The organism is Kitasatospora sp. NPDC018619, assembly GCF_044391605.1.
Taxonomy (GTDB): Bacteria; Actinomycetota; Actinomycetes; order Streptomycetales; family Streptomycetaceae; genus Kitasatospora.
Genome location: NZ_JBISAI010000007.1, coordinates 239,028 through 254,642, shown reverse-complemented (window position 1 = coordinate 254,642; position 15,615 = coordinate 239,028). Strand labels below are relative to the sequence as shown.

The following is a 15,615-nucleotide window of genomic DNA, read 5'->3' as shown; positions in this document are numbered from 1 at the left end:
CGTGGACCGTTCCCGGGCTACTTGGCCTGGGCGATGTCGGTGTCGATCTGCTTGGCCGCGGCGGCCAGGCCCGCCTGGAGGTCGGTCTGCTTGCCGGACTCGTAGTCGTAGCCGAGGTTCTGCAGGGTGGTGATGTAGGCGCCGCCGTTGACGGCCGGCGGGGTGGTGCCGGAGTGCGGGTTCCTGGCGACGTCCAGGAAGGTCCTGAAGTTCTCGTCGCTCACCAGCTTCGGCGAGTTGAGCGCGTCGAAGGTGCTCGGCACGTTGTGGATCGCGTTGGCGAAGTTCACCACCGCGTCGGTGTCCGTGGTCAGGTACTTGACGAACTCCCAGGCGGCGGCCTGCTTCTTGCTGGTGCTGGCGATGCCGACGATGGTGCCGGTCTGGTAGCCGCGGCCGTAGGTGTCCGCCTGGTCGTCCGGGACGGGGAAGGCGGCGGTGGCCCACTCGAAGTCGGGCTTGTTCTCGGCGAGCGAGGCGGTGCGCCACTCGCCGTCGATGGCCATCGCGACCTGGCCGGTGTGGAAGGGGTTCTTGGCGCTGAACTCCTCGCCGAAGGTCGAGCGGAACCTGTCCAGCTTGGCGTAGCCGCCGAGCTGGTCGACCAGGCCCTTCTGCCACTTGAGCATCGCGGCGATCTTCGGGTCGGTGGCGACGGCCGACTTGCCGTCGGGGCCGAAGTAGCCGGGGCCGTACTGGCCGAGGAAGTGCTCGGTGGTGGACTCGTAGCCGTGGTACAGCGGCATGAACCCGAGGCGCTTGTACGAGTCGCCGTCGGCCTGGGTCAGCTTGACGGCGTCCTCGGCGAACTCGCTGAAGGTCTTCGGCGGGTTGGCGATGCCGGCCTCGGCGAAGGCCTTCTTGTTGTAGTAGAGGCCGTACGCGTCGCCGAGCAGCGGCAGCGAGCACTGGTTGCCCTGGAACTGGGTGTAGTCGAGCATCGCGGCCGGGAAGGTCTTGGCCGGGTCGATGCCGCTCTTGCCCAGCAGCGGCTTGAGGTCGATGAAGGCCTTGGTCGAGCAGAACATGCCGACGTTGTTGGTGGTGAAGGAGGAGACCACGTCCGGCGCGCCGTCACCGCCGGCCCGCAGGGACTGGTTGACCTTGTCGTCCGGGATGTTGCCCACGGCCTTGACGTGGATGTTGGGGTGGGCCTTCTCGAAGGCGGCGATGGTGTCGTTGATCGCCTTGGTCTCGTTCTCCTGGCTCCATCCGTGCCAGAACGTGATGGTGACGTCCTTGCCGCCGGCGGATTCGTCGGAGCCGCCCGAGTCGCTGGAACCGGTGCAGGCGGAGGCGAGCAGGGCCAGGACGGCGCTGCCGGCCAGGGCGGCGATCGTGCGGCGGCCTCTGCGGGAGGTGGTGGCGTGCACTTCGGGATCCTCCTGGGGGTGCGCGGGCAGGCCTCGTTGCCTCGGGTCCCGCGTTCGGGGGTGGGAGAGGTGGGTGCAGGGGGCGAGGTGACAGGGGGAGCGTCAGTGGGTGGAGAAGACCGCCTCGCGGGCGTCGGACAGGGCACGTTGCAGGGCGCCGAGCAGGACCGGCGAACCGGACAGGGCACTGCTGCGGACCTCCGGCCGGGCGATGGAGATCCGCGCCAGCTCGTCCTCGACCAGCGCGCGCAGCCGCTCGCCGCCGGCGCTCGGCACCGCGCCGGACAGGACCACCAGCTGGGGGTCGACGACGGCGACGATCACCGCCAGCCCGACGGCGAGCCGCCCGGCCAGCTCGGCGAGGAAGGCGTCGCCGGCGCCCGGGACGGCCAGGGCCCGGGCGACGGACTCCTGCGCGCTGGCCGCGCCGAGCCCGTGCTCACGGGCCAGGGCCCGGACGGCGGGTGCGCCGACCAGGGCCTGGAACCCGCCGAACTTGCGGCGGCGGGCGTCCCACTCGACCGGGGAGTCGGGCAGCGGCATGTAGCCGACCTCCCCGGCGCCGCCGGTGAAGCCGCGGTGCAGCCGCCCGCCGATCACGATCGCCGCGCCGACCCCGGCCTCGGCCCAGAGCAGGACGAAGTCCTCGAAGCCGGCCGCGGCGCCCGAGGAGCGCTCGGCGACGGCGGCCAGGTTCACGTCGTTCTCGATCGACACCGGCGCGCCGATCGCCTCCGTCAGCTCCTCGACCAGCCGCGGCGAGTGCCAGCCCGGCAGGTGGGAGGCGTAGCGCAGCTTGCCGGTGACGGGGTCGGGGGCGCCGCCGACCCCGATCGCGGCGGTGCGCAGGGCGCCCTCGGGCACCCCGGCCGCCCGGACGGCCTCGGCCACCGCGGCGGCGACGGTCGGCACGGTCGCGGCCGCCGGGACGCCCTTGGTCGGCACGGTGTGCCCGGCCAGCACGGCGCCGGTGATGTCGGCGACGGAGACCTGGATCCCGCTGTTGGTGACGTCCAGCCCGGCGACGTAGCCGGCGGCCGGATTCACCTGGTACAGCCGGGCGTTGGGGCCGGGGCCGCCCGCGGTGGTGCCGACCGGCAGGACCAGCCCGGCCGCCTCCAGCCGGGCCAGCAGCTGGGAGGCGGTGGGCTTGGACAGGCCGGTGAGGGCGCCGATCTGGGTGCGCGAGAGCGGACCGTTCTCCAGCAGCAGTTCGAGGGCGGCGCGGTCGTTGATGGCGCGCAGCAGGCTGGGGGTGCCGGCGAGGGGGGCCTTGGCGGTGCTCCTGGTCATGCCCGGCATCCTCCTCTTCCGGCTGGTCGGGACGGGCCGCGGGGCGGCGGCGTTCTCCGGATGAACTGTTAGGAAACTTTCCAGTCGCTAGGGAAGGACCGTAGGCGCCGTGTCAGCGGGGTGTCAATGGTGGGTGGAGCGGAGGATGCCGAAGCGTTACCGGACAGCGCGAAGCCCCGCAACCACCGTGGTGGGAGCGGGGCTTCGTCCGTGTCCGTACCGACCGGGCTACGGCCTCGACGCGTCCTCGGCCGGGCGGGCCTGGGCCGGGACGGCCTCGGCCGCCCGCTCGGCGGCGGGCGCGGCCGGCGCGGCCGGCGCGGTCTGCTCGGCGGCCGGGGCGGGGGCGATCACCACGCCGGTCGCGCCGGGCGCCGAGACGGCGGGGACCTCCTCCTTGACCTTGATCCCGGCACCGTCGAAGGCGGCCTTCAGCCGCTGGCGCAGCGCCCGGGAGACGGCGGCCGCCTTGCCCGGGGCCGTCCGGGCCTCGACCCGCACCACCACCGAGTCCGAGGCGACCGACTCCACGCCCAGGATCGACGCCGGGGCCCAGATCAGCTCGTCGTACGGGGCCTCCTTGGCCAGCGCCTCGGCCGTCGCCAGGATCAGGTCCTCGACCCGGAGCAGGTCCTCCTTGTACCCGACCTGCACGTCCACCGAGGCCGTCGCCCAGCCCTGGCTCATGTTGGCGATCCGCTTCACCTCGCCGTTGCGGATGTACCAGATCTCGCCGTTCCCGCCGCGCAGCTTGGTCACCCGCAGGCCGACCTCCAGCACCGTGCCGGTGGCGACCCCGGTGTCGATCTCGTCGCCGACGCCGTACTGGTCCTCCATGATCATGAAGACCCCGGAGAGGAAGTCGGTGACCAGGTTGCGGGCGCCGAAACCGATCGCCACACCGGCCACACCGGCGCTCGCCAGCAGCGGCGCCAGGTTCACCCCCAGCGCGGAGAGCACCATCAGCGCCGCCGTGCCCAGGATGGTGAAGGAGGCCACGCTGCGCAGCACCGAGCCGATCGCCTCCGAGCGCTGCTGGCGCCGCTCGGTGTTCACCACCCCGGTGTTGGCCAGCAGCCCGCCCAGCCGGCTCTCCTCCTGGTGCTCGGAGGTGCGCGCCATCCGCCCTATCAGCTGGGAGATGAGCTTGCGCACCATGGCCCGCAGCACCAGGGCCAGCACGATGATGAAGACGATCCGCAGGCCGCTCGCCAGCCAGCCCTGCCAGTGGGTGTCGAACCAGCTGGCGGCCTGCCGGGTGGTGTCCGACACCTCCTGCGCACTGGTCGGGATCCGCAGGTCGAAGTCGGGCAGCTGCGCGGTGGGGCTCGGGGTCGGCGTCGGGGTGGCGAGCGTCGAGGACGCGTCGGACGGGCCGGTGGCACCGGAGCTGAACACGGACGGACCTTCCTGGCTGGGGGTGCGTGGCTGGTCCGCACCGCCGGCAAGCGGCCCGCGGACCGTGGACGTCAGCCTATCCGCCACCGGATGCCCGCCAGGACACGCCGGAGACCTCCCACGGGTGTGCCAGCGGGCGTACAGCATGTTCCGGACGCCCCGTCAACGCTCCCGTACGCTCCCCCCGGCGCCGGGCCGCACCACCCTCCCGAGCAGGCACGACACTGCTCCGGACGGCCGAACCGTGCCCCCCGGAGCGCCACCCGGCAGGGGCACCGGGGGCGCACCGCACCGCCACCCGGGTGCAACCGGACCTCCACCCGGGCATACCGGTCATGACGGAGACCACACCCGGAGTACACCCCGGGTCCGTTACACAGGAGTGGTGGCGCCGTACAAAGGCGTAAGGCGACACTGGGGTAGATCGCGCACGCGTGGCGCGGTCCAACCGCTCGTCCCGGCGCGAGCCACGCGCCGCAGGCGTCCAAGGAGGCATACGTGCCGCATGTCCTGGTCCTCAACGCGTCCTACGAGCCACTCGGCGTCGTATCGATGCGCCGCGCACTCATCCTGGTCCTCAACCACAAGGCGGTCAGCCTGGAGGACTCGGGAGTCACTCTGCACAGCGCCACCAGCGCCCTACCGGCGCCGTCCGTCGTCCGTCTGACCCGCTTCGTCCGGGTCCCGTTCTGCGGGCCCGTCCCGCTCACCCGCCGGGCGCTGTTCGCCCGCGACCACGGCCGCTGCGTCTACTGCGGGGCCGCCGCCACCAGCGTCGACCACGTCATCCCGCGCAGCCGCGGTGGCCAGCACCGGTGGGACAACGTGGTAGCGGCCTGCCGCCGCTGCAACCACACCAAGGCCGACCGCCACCTCACCGAGCTCGGCTGGCGGATGAAGCGACCACCCGCGCCGCCCAGCGGCCTGGCCTGGCGCATCATCGGCACCGGGATCAAGGACCCGCGGTGGCGGCCCTACCTGGAGCCCTACGGCGGCGGTGACCAGCTGCGCGCCCCGCAGTGGGGCGAGTACGAGCACCACGACCACACCGAGCAGCCGGCCCACCCGGTCCCGCTCGGCCGGGCGCACTCCGGCCACTCCGCCCCCGTCCGCCGCGGCGAGCAGCCCGAACCGCTCTCCGCCTGACCCAGCTCCACAAGGGCCCGCCCGTCACACCGTCGGTACGCGCCTCATGGGCCGCCGAGCCCCCCGCAGCGGGGAGCCGGCGGCCCGCCGCGTTTCCGCAGCCGTGCGGGCCGCCGGGCTCTCCGCTGCGGCCACCGCCTGTTCGCCGTTCCGGCGCGGCTGCTGCTGCGGCTTGCCCGCCGTTCCGGCGCGGCCGCCGCTACGGCTTGCCCGCCGTTCCGGCCCGGCCGCCGCTACGGCCTGTTCGCCGTTCCGGCCCGGCCGCCGCTACGGCTTGCCCGCCGTTCCGGCCCGGCCGCCGCTACGGCTTGCCCGCCGCCGGGGGAGCCGGGGTCGCACCCGGCGCACCGGGCGGGGCGGGCGCACCGCCCGGCGGGCCGGCCGGGGGCTGCGGCGCGGCCGGCGGGGCCACCGCGTACAGCTCGACGCCCCACAGCGAGTAGCCGTACTTGGTCGCCCGCGCCACGCCCTGCACCCGGACGTACCGGACCCCGGGCGCGTCGAAGCGGACGGTCTCGTCGCCGCCCTTGCCGTTGTCCACCGTCGCCGCGTCGGTCCAGCTGTTCCCGTCCGAGGAGACCTGGATCCGGTACGAGGAGGCGTACGCGGCCTGCCAGTGCAGCACCGCCGCGCCCAGCCGGGCCGCCTGCGGCAGCTCCAGCCGCACCCAGGCGTCGTCCTTGGCGGGCGAGGACCAGCGGGTCTTCGGGTCGCCGTCGGTGACGGCCGAGGCCGGGAAGTTCGCCGTCTCGTCGCCCGAGGAGGTGGCCCTGGCACCGAGCGCCAGGTCCGGCCCGCCGGTGGGCGGCACCACGTGCACCTGGAGCACCTGCCGGACGGTGGTGGCGCCGGCCACGAACTGCACCGGCACTTGGTACGTCCCGGACGGCGTCTCCGCGGTGGCGCTCACCAGCAGCGGCACGCCCACCCGCCCGCCGCGCGGCACGCTCACCGGGCCGGCCGGGGTCACGGTCAGGCCCCTGGCGGCGGCCGGCACCTCGGTGCGCAGCTCGCCGGCGGTGCCCTCGGGACGCCCGGCCTCCACGGTGGCCCGGGCGGTGACCGGCGCGGAGGCACCGGTGACGACGTCCACGGCCGGGTCGGCGAGGCTGAGCCGGGCCGCCGGGGAGTCCGCGTACCAGGGGACCACCTGGTTGACCACCGGCGGGTCGCCGCCGGGCCGCCAGGTGAGCCGGAACGCGTCGGCGGGCTGCCCGCCGGCCGGCAGCTCGTTGTAGCCGGGCTGCACCGTGCCGATGTCGGCCCAGGTGCCGTCGGCCCGGCGCACCGCGACGGTGGCGGTGGCGTGCACGGACGGGTCGGTGAGCACCGTGAGCCGGTCCAGCGGCCGGGCGGCGCCGAGCTCGACGACGAGCGGGGCGTCCAGCGCGGTCGGCGCCTTGGCGGCCCGGTACGCGGTGTCCGGGTTGCCGTCCAGCACGGCCGCGGCCGAGGAGCCGGGCAGCGCGTCGGGGCCGCCGCTGACGCTGGCCGGGGACTCGTCCGGGGCGGTGACGGTGAACTCGCGCACCGCGACGGCGGACTTCTGCGCGGCGGTGGCCCGCAGCCGCACCGCCCGTACCACGGTGCCGGGCGGGAGCTGGGCGCTGACCGTCTTCTGGTTCCGCACGGTGGCCAGCTGCTTCCAGCCGCCCTGGCCGGTGGAGTACTCCAGCACGCCGTCGCGGATGTAGTCGTCGGTGGCCGTCCGGGCGTCCGGGCCGTCGCCCCAGCCGCCCATCAGCACGGTCACGCCGCTGACCGGGCGGCCCGCGCCGAGGTCCAGGCCGACCGAGTCGCCGGGCTGCGGGGGAGTCGAGCTCCAGTAGAAGGTGTCGGCCAGGCCGTCGGCCATCAGCGCGGGCAGGTGGTCCTGCGCGGTGCCCATGGTGGTGGTCGGTGCCACCCCGCCGCCGCCCACGCCCGCCCAGTTGTCGGCGGCGCGCACGGCGCGGTCCAGGAACGCGCCGAGCACCCCGGCGCCGACGGTGGCCGGCGCCCGGTCCAGCTGCTCGCGCAGCCGGTTGAGCTCGACCCGGGCCTTCCAGGCCGCGGTGCCGTCGCCGCCGTGCTGCGCCAGCAGCATGTCCAGGGCGGACTGCCCGGCCAGCCCGTAGTCGCGCAGCGGGTCCAGCCAGGGCGCGGCCTCGCCGGCCAGCTGGGCGGTGGCCGGGGTGCCGGCCAGGGTCTGCCGGGCGGTGGCCATGGCGGCGAAGGCGTCCCGCAGCGGGGCGGCGGCCTCGATCAGCCGGGCGAGCTCGGGGGTGGCGCCGGAGGTCGGCTCGGCGGCCGCCCAGAACCGGTCCAGCAGGGGCGTCAGGTAGCCGGACTCCTGCGCGGACAGCGGCGAGGAGGTGCTGTTCCCGGCCAGCGCGGTGACGGCGGACAGCGCCGTCCCGGCGGGCGTGGGGGCGGCGCCGGTCGGTCCGGCCAGCGCGCGCACGGCGGCCTGCCAGGACTCCTGCGGCTGGTACCCGGCGGGGTTCCAGGCGAAGTCGCCGGCCGTGGACAGGGCGATCCGGGAGGCCACCGGCTGCTGCATCGCCCCGGTCAGCAGCGCCGCCGAGCGGGTGGCCACCTCCGGGTCGCGGCCGGTGTAGGCGCCGAGGAAGAGGCGGTCCGGGGTGGCGTCGTTGACCGGGTAGTTGTCCATGGTGAGCAGCGGGTGCCCGTACAGCCCGGCGGTGTCCGCGGCCTGGGCGCCGGTGATCTTCTCCGGGATCACCCCGGCCCCGCTCCAGGCCACCTGGACGCCCTCCGGCAGGGCCGCCGCCAGCGCCTTGCGGTACGGGCTGGAGCCCTGCTGGTGGTACTCGGTGGGGACGACGGACAGCGGCGCGAGGCCCGGGTTCCGCGCGACCAGCCGCTCCTGGACCTTCCGCACCAGCGCGGCCTGGGCCTTGGCGGCCGCGGCGGGGCCGGTGCCGTACTCGCTCCGGTCGTCGCCGCAGTGCCACTCGTCGTAGCTGACGTCCAGGAACTGGAGCTGGAAGGCGGTGAAGCCGAGCTTGCGCAGCCCGTCCAGCTTGGTGACCAGCGCGTCCACGTCCCGCCCCGAGCTGAAGCACAGCGACTGCCCGGGGTCGATCGCGTAGCCCAGCGTGACGTGGTTCTGCCGGGCCCGGAAGGCCAGCTCCCGCAGCTCCTCGGCCTGGGCGGCGGGGTAGGCGTCGCGCCAGCGGGAGAGCCGGTACGGGTCGTCACCGGGGGCGTAGAGGTAGAAGTTCTGCTTGGAGCGGCCCAGGAAGTCGACCTGCTCCAGCCGCTGCTGCGCGGTCCACGGCGCGCCGTAGAAGGCCTCCGCGGTGCCGCGCACCGGGGCGCCGGCCGGCCAGTCCCGCAGGGTGATCCCGGGCAGGCCGAGCCCGGCGGCGCCCGGCGCCTGGCCCTGCCCGGCCGGCACCGCGGCGAGCAGCTGACGCAGGCTCTGCGCGGCGTAGAAGGTGCCGGTGGCGTCCACGCCGGCCAGCACCACGGCACCGTACGTCCCGCCGCCCTGGGCGGGCAGCTGACCGGCCGACAGCACGTACCCGCCGGCCGGCATCCCCGCGGTCGAGGGCGCGGAGTCCTCCCTGCCGCCCGCCGCGACGGCCAGCTGCCGCAGCACCCGGCCGCTCTCCCCGCCGGCGCCCTCGCCCGGCCCGCCGACGTACACCACCAGCGCCCCGGCGGCCGGCGTCCCGCCGTCCGGCTGCGGCGTCACCTCGCCCGCCCCGGCGACCTCCAGCACCTCCTGGACGGCCCGCACGGCGCCGACGTCCGCCTTGGGCGCGGTCACCAGCGTCACGGCGGACGGCACCGCGACGGGCTTGCCCGCCACCGTCTGCTGCTGCGGCCTGGGGAAGACCTTCGGGTCGGTCACGCTGCCCAGCGGCGTCTGCGGAGCGGTGCCCGCGGTGCCCGCCGCGCTCACCGCCTCCGGCACCGCGGCGGCCGCGTACGCCGCCGACGGCAGCGGACCGGCCAGCAGCCCGCCGACCACCGCCGCGGCCGCGACCCCGGCCGCGATCTGCAGCGTCCGCCGCCCCGGCCGGCCCCCGGCGCGCTCCTGCCGCACCGACGCGAGCAGCGGCTCCGTGCCCTTCAGGTCGGCGATCAGCCGGTCCGCCGTCCGCGGCGCCAGCTGACGGCACGTCCGCGCCGTCGCCCGCCGCGCCACCACCGCCGCGGGGTGCTGGAGCACCTCCCGCAACGCCGGACTCTGCTCCAGCTGCGACCGCAGCCGCCGCCCGGCCGCAACGGACACACGGGCTTGCACAGGAGCCTCCTCGCCAGGCCACGACCACATCGTCCGCCACCCCACCAGGTGGCCGATCCGGTGTCAACGCCGCCGACTGCTATGCCGGAGATGCCCGGGTTCGTCCCTCTCTGGAAGTGCCCGCGAACGCACGGGGCCCGCGCCGCCCGGAGGCGACGCGGGCCCTGGTGCCCACTCGAGAAACCCGAGGTCAGGAGCGCGGAGGAGCGGGCAGCACGGCCGTCCGCAGAGTCGGGATGCTCCACTGCTGGTTCGGCCCGTAGCCGCAGCCCGCGATCTGGAGCCGGGTGCCGCTGGCGGCCGCTCCGCCGGGGAGCTCGAAGCACTTGCCGGAGGCGGGGTGGAACAGCGCGCCGTTCGCGAGCGGGATCCACTTCTGCGCCATGGTGCCGTCGCAGCTGCGGTACTCCAGCTGCGTACCGTCGGTCGTCCCGGCGTTCACCGTGGCGACGCAGCCGCCCTTGACCCGGACGGTGCCGTCGTTCCCGAGCGCGAGCTGCTGGGCCTCGCTGCCGTTGCACTTCACCAGCATGATCGGGTTGCCGTTGACGGTGCCCCCGTTGATGTCGTCGACGCACATGCCGGCGTCGACGCCGGAGCGGACCACGCTGGTGGCGTTCGGCGCGGTCGGTGCCACCGCGAACGGGTAGACGGCGGTGCTGCTGATGCTGCCGTCGAAGCTCGCGGTCGGCTTGGACTGGTACTTGTACCGGCCCAGCGTGAACGGCCCCGAGGACGCCGGGCTGGTGCCGGCCAGGTGGAACCTGGTGCCCGCCAGCACACCGTCGACGTAGAGCGCCATCGCCCCGGTGCCGGCGTTGTACGAGGCGGTCAGGCGGGTCTAGACACCGGGCCGGGTCTCGGCGGCGGCGTTCTGGGTGTCGGTGTAGTCGTACGACCAGGTGTCGTCGTCCGCGTAGGCCAGGCCGAAGTGCCAGTTCTTGCCCGCGCCGTCGGTGTACAGCAGGAAGCTGCTGCCGCGCCCGGTCTCCTGGCTCGCGACGACGCCCGGGCCCGACCCGGCCTTCGCCCAGGTGGAGACGGTGAAGCTCTTGCGGGTGTCGACCACCGGGCCGCTCATGGTGATGTTCGAGCCGGCGCCCGAGGCGAAGGTGCCCACAGTGGTCGTCCGGCCGTCCACGGTGTCCTGGACCCAGCCGACGTTCGTGGCCCACCCGTCGGCGTGCTTCTGCCCGTCGCGGACGGTGTTGGTGCCGTCGGGCGCGGCCAGCCAGTTGCCGGCGGGGTGGTCGAGGCTGCCGAGCGCGACCGGGTTCTTCTCCAGGCCGGTCACCGTCGGGCCGCCGGTGGGGTTGTCCTTGTCCTTCGGGGTGCCGACGCCGGCCCAGGCGACGAGCTGGTTGTTGGTGTCCACGGCCCACAGGTCGGGGATGCCGTCACCGGTGACGTCGCCGTTGGAGCCGACCCTGGGGTACAGCTTGGCGTCGACGCCGTTGGCCAGCCAGCCCGCGGTGGGGGTGGAGAAGGCGGAGGCGTCGAAGGTGTTCCCGGGCTTGGAGATCAGCTGGTAGGCGTGGATGGTGCCGTCGAACTTCGAACGGGCCCACAGCGTGGGGATGTTCGTCCCCTTGGTCGGACCGGGAGTGATCAGGTCGTAGTAGTCCCAGTCCTGCTTGTCCTTGGCCGGATCCGGCTCGGACAGCAGGATGGTGGGGCCGTCGAGCTTCCGGACGTTGGTCGACAGCGCGAGCCAGAGCCGGCCCTTCTCGACGTAGAGCAGAGAGGAACGCGGCAGCCCGGCCGTCGTGGTCCCCGGGTTCTTCGGGGTGTCGCCCGTAGGGGAGCCGAACGCCGCGATCTGGGTCACCGAGGACCAGTCGCCGCCGTTCCCGTAGTCCGAGCACTTGATCGGGGTCCCGTCGGGGAGCCCGCACTTCCCGGACTTGTACAGGGACTCGTGCGCCTTGCCGTCCAGGTGGCCGACGGTGTCGTCGTTGCTGTAGAGGTACAGCTCGGCGGCGCCGGGCGCGTGCGCGACGAGGTCGTCGACGTTGCGCTCGGTGAACGAGCCGCGGTGGGTGGTCTGGACGGTGCTCCAGTCCTGGTTGTCATCGGCCCCGGGGGCGGAGGCCGGCTTGGTGTTCGGTGCCGCGTACGGGTCGGCGTTCGCGCCGATCAGCCGCAGGGAACCGGTGCCGTCGGGCAGCAGGACGTCGGCCTTCCGGTCGCCGTCGATGTCGCCCATGATCGGGTCACCCGCGGCGGGGTTGCTCGGCACGAAGAAGGAGTAGGCGACCGGCTGGGACATGTTGCCGGCGTTGTCCTGGGTCTGCAGGTAGAGGAAGTTCGTCCCCCAGTGGTTGGCGACGAAGTCCTTCAGCTCGAAGCTGCCGTCGCCGTTCATCTTGACGACGTTCCCGCCGTCGTTGCAGGTCCAGCCGGTGGCGGAGGCCTGGATCGGATCGGTGGTCCAACGGGCGCAGGCCAGGCCCGAGGAGCGGCCAAGCCGATCGAGGCGGTGCAAGAGGGCGACGTCGTCATGGCGACCGACCCCCAGACCGGCGAGACCCGCCCCGAGACCGTCACCGCCACCATCACCACCCCCGACGACAAGGACTTCACCGACCTCACCCTCAGCGACGACGCCAGGCCAGCAGTGGGTCGACGCCGGCGAACTGACCGCCGGCGAGCAGCTCCGCCGGCCCGACGGCACCACCCTCACCATCCAGTCCGTCCGCAACTACCCCTACGCCGTCACCACCCACAACCTCACCGTCAGCCTCCTCCACACGTACTATGTGCTGGCGGGCGCCACGCCGGTCCTGGTGCACAATTGCGGTGGCGAGCCCAGTGACGAATTGCTTAACCTTGCCGATGCGCATATCGGTAAGACCAACGTGGCAGCCGAGGTGGTAGCAACTGACGGCACGCGCGGGTTCGGCGTCAGTGTCGCGAGGAGCCTTGATGAATTGACGCCGAAGGTTCGAGCGGCAGTTCAGGCGACTGGGCATCACGGAGGGTGTGCCGAGATCGGCGGTTTGTGCGAACTCGAGAGCCGGGGTGCCCCGATCGAGGGTGCTCGCGGACAAGCCGTTCACGTGATGGGCGGAAGTCAAGGCCACCCTGCGGACTTGCATGGCGAGGATCTTCCATTCTGCGCCTCGTGCAGGAATCTGTTCAGGTATCTGGAAGGAGGTCCGCTGCATGAGTAGAGAACTATCTGAGCGTGCATCCAAGTTCTTGGATGTCTGTGCCCGAGGGGATGTGTGGACAGGTCCGATTCGGCGCGAAATGATTGCTGTCGATGCCGACCTGGCAAGGGCTGGGGGTGGCATCGACGAGGCGCTCTCAAGGATGGTGCGCTTTGATGGGGTCTACGGCGGTCGCGTCATCCCGGTGAGCGGTGGAGTCCTTGCTGGGTCCCTGACCTTGGGGTGCGGTGCCAGGCCGGCGCTACGGCGCTCCAGCGGCGGAAAGCTCGTGTTTCAGATGGCGCGGCATGACTCCGCTCAATGTGCAGTTGTGATGTCCGCTGATGGAGCGGTGGGTTGTTCATGGTCCACCGAGTTCCATCCCCTTTTCGACTCAATAGAGCACCTCATTGAGGACTGCGCAGCCTGGCGTCAAATTCGAGGATGGAAGTACGTTGCCATCTCCGATTTCAATCCAAGCCTCGTGGTGGCGGCCATTGGCGACATCTCTCCGGATGAAAGCGCATCTGGAGAGAGTGCAAAATGGTGGATGGAGGGTGGAATTGCTGTTGTCTCTCACCCCTATCTGAACCCTGGGCGAGGGTCCTCGATGCAGGTGGCTGTGATCGCCGCTAGCGCACAACATTCGGAGCGGGCCAAAAAAGCGCTGGAAGCCGAGGGGCTTGGAGACCAAGGTGCCACAGCGGCTTCCCTGTGGGGAGCTGTTTGCTGATCTTGGAAGCGGGTTCTGCATAGCTAGGTCGACCATCCTAATGCCTGGGATCTCGTCGATCTGATCCGCAAATGCGAAGCCCCACCGGGTATTGCCCGGTGGGGCTTCTGGATGTCCTGACGGCAGTAGTTGACGGCAACGTCAGCGGACGGGTGCTGCACAAAGTGGCGGGTCGTCGCCATCGTCAGTCTCGGGGGGAGGGCTCCGACGGGTCGTGCAGGGCGCGGCCGAGGAGGTCGATGGCGTCGCGTTGGAGGCGGAGTCGGACGTGGGCGTACACCGTGGCGGTGACGCCGATGTGGGCGTGACCCAACAGCTCTTTGATGACGACGAGTTCGCCCCTGTTCCAGGAGCAGGGTCGCGGTTGAGCGCCGCAGGTCGTGGAACCGGATCGCCCGGAGGCGGGAGCGGCGGAGCAGTGCGTTGAAGTGGCGGGTGAGGGTGGCGGGTTCGATGGGGTGGCCGTCCGGGCGGGTGAAGACGAGGCCGTTGTCCATCCACTCTGCGCCAGCTTGCTCCTTCTCGCGGGCCCTGCCGGTCACGGTGTGCGCGGAGCGAGGCGAGGCAAGGGGCTGGGAGAGCGATGCCGCGTTCCGAGCTGATCGTCTTGGTCGGCAGGGTGGTCAGGCCGCCGGTACGTGTGCGCTGGAGTGTGCGGCGGATGCTGGCGGTGCCGGCATCGAGGTCGAGGTCTTCCCAGCGCAGGCCGAGGAGTTCGCCTTTGCGAAGACCGGTGCGCAGCGCGAGTTCGAACAGGGCATGGAGGCGGTGGCCGTGAGCGGCGGTGAGGAAGGTACGGGCCTGCGTCGGCGGTGAGGGGGTTGAAGCGGCGCGGCCGGGGCGTCCCGGTGCGGACATTGCGGGCGACGTTGCGCGGGATCTCCTCCTCGCGAACGGCATGCTCCAGAGCCGACTTGAGTACGGAGTGGATGTAGGCCAGCGTCAGCGGCGAGAGGTACTTGTGGCAACACTTGCCGATGGCGCAGCAGCGCGGGCGGCGGCCGACCTGAGCGTCGGGCTTGCGACGGGCGTCGATGCCGCGTGCGCAGCACTGGCAGGTGGTCCGCAGCCCGTTCAGCCAGCTACGGATGTCCTTGGCGGAGAGCTTGGCGAGCTTCTTCTTGCCGAGGCCGGGATGAGGTACTGGTTGACGCAGGCGGTGTAGCGGGTGTGGGTGGTCTCGCGGAGCTGGTGGACGGCGACGTTCTCCAGCCAGTACGTCAGGTACGCGGCCAGGCTGCCCTGGGCAGAGACGACCGGGACGCCGCGGTTGCTGGTGGCTATCTTTTCGGTGAGCTTGGCGAGGGCTTCCTTGCGGGTGATGCCGTAGACGCGGACGCGCTTGCGGGTGTTGCCGGGGGCGAGGACGTATCCGGCAGCTTCCCAACGGCCGTCCTTGCGCTGGTAGACGGTGCCGTCGCCGTTGGCGCGGCTACGACGCGAGGGGGCAGGGGTGTCGCGGGGCGTGGTCATCAGCGGCTTCCTGTTCGAGTCGGGTGCGGATGAAGTCGGTGAGTGCGTTGGTGGGGATGCGGCGGGGACGGCCGAGGGTGATGGAGGCGAGCTGTCGGGTGCGGATGAGGTCGTAGACGGCGGAGCGGCCGAGTTGGAGGCGGGCCATGACCTGGGGACCGTCAGCAGGTCTTCGCCCGTGCTCGGAAACCGGCGAGTAGCGTGCTCATCAGCAGCCGCCCTCTGCGGTGAACTGCCGCTCCAGTTCTCTGCGGTGCCAGACAGCGGCAGCGAGGAGGTCCGCGCCGGGGTTGTAGCCCGAGCCGTGGTAGGCCCAGTGGCCGATGACGAGGGTCGTGCTCGGGTCGAGGTCGGGCAGGCCGCCGTGTGTGCGGGCCTGTTCGGTGCGCCCGGCGCGGCGCTCGTCGCGCAGGGCGCCGAGGGTGACCGAGTAGCAGCGGGACTTGGTGGAGAAGTGGCCACGGAAGCCGAGCATGTGTGCCCACTTCCAGAGCTTGAGTGCCTCGAACTCCGGGCGCTTGCCGAGCTCCCAGCAGGTGCGGATCATCTGGCGCACGTGTCTAAAACTGCTCATCAGGCGCGTAGACAAGGGGACAGACGGCCACAAGGGAACATGGACCGTGCATACGGTCATGGCCTGGTAATCGCACTGCTCGACACTGAGGCGCGGGGGGGGGGCCGGGGGGCCCCGCCCCCCCATACCAACGGGGGGGTGTGCCCAAAAAAAAACGCGAAGGACCCCGGTGCCACCCCACCGGGGCGGGTGGGGGGAAATAAAGACGGTCCGAC

General features: G+C 72.4%; 8 protein-coding genes and 4 pseudogenes. 3 read left to right on the top strand and 9 right to left on the bottom strand.

The window, feature by feature from the left end; genetic code table 11:
* Nucleotides 1–17: 17 nt before the first annotated feature.
* The 3 genes from ACH5AR_RS13755 to ACH5AR_RS13745 form a co-directional block, all read right to left on the bottom strand.
* Nucleotides 18–1,373, bottom strand: coding sequence for an ABC transporter substrate-binding protein (locus ACH5AR_RS13755; protein ID WP_396301569.1), 1,356 nt, complete (start codon nt 1,371–1,373; stop codon nt 18–20).
* A 102-nt stretch (nt 1,374–1,475) separates the two neighbouring features.
* On the bottom strand, nt 1,476–2,666 hold the full coding sequence (locus ACH5AR_RS13750) for an ROK family transcriptional regulator (RefSeq protein WP_396301568.1): 1,191 nt from the start codon (nt 2,664–2,666) through the stop codon (nt 1,476–1,478).
* Between the two features lie 228 nt (nt 2,667–2,894).
* Entirely contained in the window at nt 2,895–4,064 is a 1,170-nt protein-coding gene (locus tag ACH5AR_RS13745) for a mechanosensitive ion channel family protein (RefSeq protein ID WP_396301567.1), read from the bottom strand.
* A gap of 498 nt (nt 4,065–4,562) precedes the next feature.
* Between ACH5AR_RS13745 and ACH5AR_RS13740 the strand changes: the two are divergent.
* Nucleotides 4,563–5,066: pseudogene (locus ACH5AR_RS13740) on the top strand (HNH endonuclease); the annotation flags it as partial.
* 445 nt (nt 5,067–5,511) lie between these two features.
* Here ACH5AR_RS13740 and ACH5AR_RS13735 read toward each other — a convergent pair.
* The 3 genes from ACH5AR_RS13735 to ACH5AR_RS13725 form a co-directional block, all read right to left on the bottom strand.
* Nucleotides 5,512–9,468: a beta-N-acetylglucosaminidase domain-containing protein gene (locus tag ACH5AR_RS13735; RefSeq protein ID WP_396301566.1), complete on the bottom strand. Its 3,957-nt coding sequence runs from the start codon at nt 9,466–9,468 to the stop codon at nt 5,512–5,514.
* Between the two features lie 190 nt (nt 9,469–9,658).
* The gene (locus tag ACH5AR_RS13730) at nt 9,659–10,303 is read right to left on the bottom strand and encodes a ricin-type beta-trefoil lectin domain protein (protein WP_396301674.1); all 645 of its coding nucleotides are present in this window, start codon (nt 10,301–10,303) and stop codon (nt 9,659–9,661) included.
* A 6-nt stretch (nt 10,304–10,309) separates the two neighbouring features.
* Nucleotides 10,310–11,953 carry an FG-GAP repeat domain-containing protein gene (locus ACH5AR_RS13725; RefSeq protein WP_396301678.1) on the bottom strand — a complete coding sequence of 548 codons (1,644 nt, stop codon included), beginning with the start codon at nt 11,951–11,953 and terminating at the stop codon, nt 10,310–10,312.
* On the opposite strand from ACH5AR_RS13725, the gene ACH5AR_RS13720 reads away from it, so the two are divergent.
* Both ACH5AR_RS13720 and ACH5AR_RS13715 read left to right on the top strand, forming a co-directional pair.
* Nucleotides 11,871–12,641: a polymorphic toxin-type HINT domain-containing protein gene (locus tag ACH5AR_RS13720; RefSeq protein ID WP_396301673.1), complete on the top strand. Its 771-nt coding sequence runs from the start codon at nt 11,871–11,873 to the stop codon at nt 12,639–12,641. The two genes, ACH5AR_RS13725 and ACH5AR_RS13720, sit on opposite strands and share 83 nt — an antisense overlap.
* 79 nt (nt 12,642–12,720) lie before the next feature.
* Nucleotides 12,721–13,353, top strand: coding sequence for a hypothetical protein (locus ACH5AR_RS13715; RefSeq protein WP_396301565.1), 633 nt, complete (start codon nt 12,721–12,723; stop codon nt 13,351–13,353).
* 184 nt (nt 13,354–13,537) lie between these two features.
* Here ACH5AR_RS13715 and ACH5AR_RS13710 read toward each other — a convergent pair.
* From ACH5AR_RS13710 to ACH5AR_RS13700, 3 pseudogenes are all read right to left on the bottom strand, one after another.
* Nucleotides 13,538–14,826 (bottom strand): annotated as a pseudogene (locus ACH5AR_RS13710) (tyrosine-type recombinase/integrase).
* Nucleotides 14,786–14,994, bottom strand: a pseudogene (locus tag ACH5AR_RS13705) (helix-turn-helix domain-containing protein). The pseudogenes ACH5AR_RS13710 and ACH5AR_RS13705 overlap by 41 nt, the downstream one beginning before the upstream one ends.
* Before the next feature lie 40 nt (nt 14,995–15,034).
* Nucleotides 15,035–15,388 (bottom strand): annotated as a pseudogene (locus tag ACH5AR_RS13700) (replication initiator); the annotation flags it as partial.
* Nucleotides 15,389–15,615 lie beyond the last annotated feature (227 nt).

Excerpts from the sequence above, each read along its gene's own strand:
- ACH5AR_RS13715 (WP_396301565.1), top strand. The coding sequence starts at position 12,721 with ATGATTGCTGTCGATGCCGACCTGGCAAGGGCTGGGGGTGGCATCGAC.
- ACH5AR_RS13750 (WP_396301568.1), bottom strand. The coding sequence starts at position 2,666 with ATGACCAGGAGCACCGCCAAGGCCCCCCTCGCCGGCACCCCCAGCCTG.